A 2,701-nucleotide genomic window follows, 5' to 3' on the forward strand; every position below is an offset into this window, starting at 1 on the left:
GTAGAAGGAACTCCGATGGAAGAAGAAAAACCAGTAGAAATATGGGAGATGATACGTATGGTTGCTACAACCCGTATTATCATGCCAGAAACACAGGTAAGACTTTCGGCTGGAAGAATGAATATGACTAGAGAAGGTCAAGCTATGTGCTTTTTTGCTGGTGCAAATTCTATTTTTGCTGGAGATAAATTACTTACAACTCCAAATCCAGATGTGAATGAAGACATGAAAATGTTTGAAATGCTAGGGCTTATTGCTCAAAAACCATTTGTAAAGGTTTCGCAACCAAATACAGTTGAAGCTATAGATTCCAAATTTGAATCTTTGGGCGAAAAGCCAAAATGGACACGACCAAGCCATACTATTGAAAGAAATCTTGAAACTTCTGAAAAAGCAAAGATGTAGATAGAGGTTTTAAAACAATAAAGCTTACCGTTTTGGTAAGCTTTATTGTTTTATATTAATCTGTGATTTTTTCAGGGAATAAACCGCATATATTACGGCTACAAAAAATAATATCATTATACTTCCGTCAATTGGCAAACCTACAGGCGTAGGTGGAGTTGGTGGAGGCGGACCTCCTCCAGGTGCTGCGGCGTGAGTTGAAAATGTGACTAACATTACAAAAAAAGCCAAGTTGATATTTTTTTGGTAAATAAAATTCATAGGGCACTCTATATGAAAAAGGTTTTGCTGAAATATTTTTCGAGAAAATCTTTAAAATAAATTATAAAGCAATATTAAGGCAAATTATTGAATCAACCAATTTAATTCTATAAAAATCAAATAAAATATTTTAAATCAACAATTTAATAATGTTCAATGAATGTAAGTCACTTTTTTCAAAATTAATAATTGTTAAAAGGAATTGAAAAATCATCAATATTATTAATAAAAAATCTCAATGCAATTATAGTTAAAACTGATTTTTAGCAATCAATTAATTGAAAATTTTGCACTACTTTTGTTAAACAATTTATAAAATATAGTAAAATGGCCTTAACAATAACAGATGCTACTTTTGATGAAGTAGTTTTAAAATCAAAACAACCAGTATTAGTCGATTTTTGGGCGGCTTGGTGTGGACCTTGTAGAATGGTTGGACCAGTTATTGAAGAAATAGCAACCGAATATCAAGGAAAAGCTGTAGTTGGAAAAGTCGATGTGGATGCCAATCAGGAATTTGCGGCAAAATATGGCGTTAGAAATATACCAACAGTATTGGTTTTTCAAAATGGAGAAGTAGTTGGGCGTCAAGTTGGTGTTGCCCCAAAGCAAACTTATGCAGATAGTTTGAACGCACTTTTGTAACAAACCCAATATAAAATTTTAAAAGTCTGACCTTCGGTTGGACTTTTTTTATTTAAATAATTTATCAAATTCAAAACAAATTGTAAAAAACAGGAAAAACACCCTTTTAAAAACAGGAAAAGCACTCTTACACAGCTCAATCATTATATCAACATTTGTATTATAAATAATTATTAATCTAAATATTGAAAAAATGAAAACAAATTTTTTAAAAACAGGAAAATTTCTTTTAAAGTTAGCATTATTGTTATCGCTATCATTGTCTGTAACCAATTGTAGCAAGGATGATGATCCAGTTCCAACACCGGTAGAGCCAGTTCTCGCGCCACTTCAAGATCCACTAGCAGGATACTTGACCGCTACAGGGTTTAGCCAAAAAACAACCAATCAAGTCAATATTAGCGATTATGAGTTTGGGTATTCATTTATCCCATTAGTAAACGGAAAAATGACCGCAATTGTGGCTAAAATTCCAGATGTTCGTTTGGGAATGAGAGTTACCGTTTGGGATAAAGTTGCGGGAACGGTTCTTAGAACCGAAACTATTGATATCGCAACTGCTGGTGTCGAGGTAACAAAACAAATAACTGCGTTGGATCTAGTCAAAGACAAAGAATATTTTCTAACCTTTAACAGTAACGATTGGTATGATCGTAGAAAAACGGATGGTTCTATTGTTACTTACCCGTTTACTGTAGGAGATATTAAAATCACTTCTTATTCTTTTGTAGGCGGAACAACGCAAACAATCCCTAATGCGCCGCAAAATACTTACTACGCAGGAGATTGTAGTTTTAAATTTCAGAAATAATATAATATGCTAAAAAACTCATCAAAAAACTGTTTTTAGTTTTCGAGTTATTTAGATGAAAAGGTTTGGCGAAAGTCAAACCTTTTTTATTATTCTGAACCAGTTTAAGATTCTGAAAATTTTAAAGTAAAAGTACTTCCAATATTCACTTTGCTGTCTACTGAAATATTGCAATTTATAGCTTTTGCCAAATCTCGAATTAAATGAAAACCCAAACCAGATTTTATGCCAATAACCTTCTTGTCGTCATACAAAGCACTAAACTTTTCTTGTTCATTTCCATTTCCATTATCTGAAATGGATAAATAAGTATTATTTTCTTTCTGCCAAGCCTTCCAAATTACACTAGGATTTTCAATTTGTTGTGTTACTTTTAATGCATTTGCAGTTAAATTTCTAACAATAGTTTTCAGGAAATTTTCATCAGTAATTAAAAATATATTGAGGTGTTCATTTATTTACTTATTATAATCTCTTGATATAAAACCTTTTGAGTATTCATCATTCTGTTTATTAATAGGTCAAAAATATTTTCCTTATAAATTGACCTGTTAATTCGGTAACTAAACTCATCTAAAT

4 protein-coding genes and 2 pseudogenes are annotated in these 2,701 nt (G+C 31.7%); 3 read left to right on the top strand and 3 right to left on the bottom strand.

Annotated features, from left to right (window positions below; all coding sequences use genetic code 11):
- Positions 1 to 405 (top strand): annotated as a pseudogene (locus RMN92_RS06545) (biotin synthase); the annotation flags it as partial.
- 42 nt (positions 406 to 447) lie between these two features.
- Here RMN92_RS06545 and RMN92_RS06550 read toward each other — a convergent pair.
- Positions 448 to 636 carry a PID-CTERM protein-sorting domain-containing protein gene (locus RMN92_RS06550; RefSeq protein WP_309608663.1) on the bottom strand — a complete coding sequence of 63 codons (189 nt, stop codon included), beginning with the start codon at positions 634 to 636 and terminating at the stop codon, positions 448 to 450.
- A gap of 357 nt (positions 637 to 993) precedes the next feature.
- Between RMN92_RS06550 and trxA the strand changes: the two genes are divergently transcribed.
- Positions 994 to 1,311, top strand: a complete 318-nt coding sequence (trxA, locus tag RMN92_RS06555) for a thioredoxin (protein WP_309608664.1) — start codon at positions 994 to 996, stop codon at positions 1,309 to 1,311.
- Between the two features lie 193 nt (positions 1,312 to 1,504).
- Positions 1,505 to 2,122 carry a hypothetical protein gene (locus tag RMN92_RS06560; protein ID WP_309608665.1) on the top strand — a complete coding sequence of 206 codons (618 nt, stop codon included), beginning with the start codon at positions 1,505 to 1,507 and terminating at the stop codon, positions 2,120 to 2,122.
- A gap of 104 nt (positions 2,123 to 2,226) precedes the next feature.
- Here the strand turns inward: RMN92_RS06560 and RMN92_RS06565 are convergent, their stop codons facing one another.
- Both RMN92_RS06565 and RMN92_RS06570 read right to left on the bottom strand, forming a co-directional pair.
- Entirely contained in the window at positions 2,227 to 2,580 is a 354-nt protein-coding gene (locus tag RMN92_RS06565) for an ATP-binding protein (protein WP_309608666.1), read from the bottom strand.
- Positions 2,577 to 2,701: pseudogene (locus RMN92_RS06570) on the bottom strand (IS1595 family transposase); the annotation flags it as partial. The gene RMN92_RS06565 and the pseudogene RMN92_RS06570, both read right to left, overlap by 4 nt.

Origin of the sequence: Flavobacterium sp. (assembly GCF_031363805.1) — a bacterium.
GTDB lineage: Bacteria > Bacteroidota > Bacteroidia > Flavobacteriales > Flavobacteriaceae > Flavobacterium.

What these genes read in the sequence shown, in the direction of transcription:
- trxA (WP_309608664.1), top strand. Translation starts at nt 994, where the DNA reads ATGGCCTTAACAATAACAGATGCTACTTTTGATGAAGTAGTTTTAAAA.
- RMN92_RS06560 (WP_309608665.1), top strand. Translation starts at nt 1,505, where the DNA reads ATGAAAACAAATTTTTTAAAAACAGGAAAATTTCTTTTAAAGTTAGCA.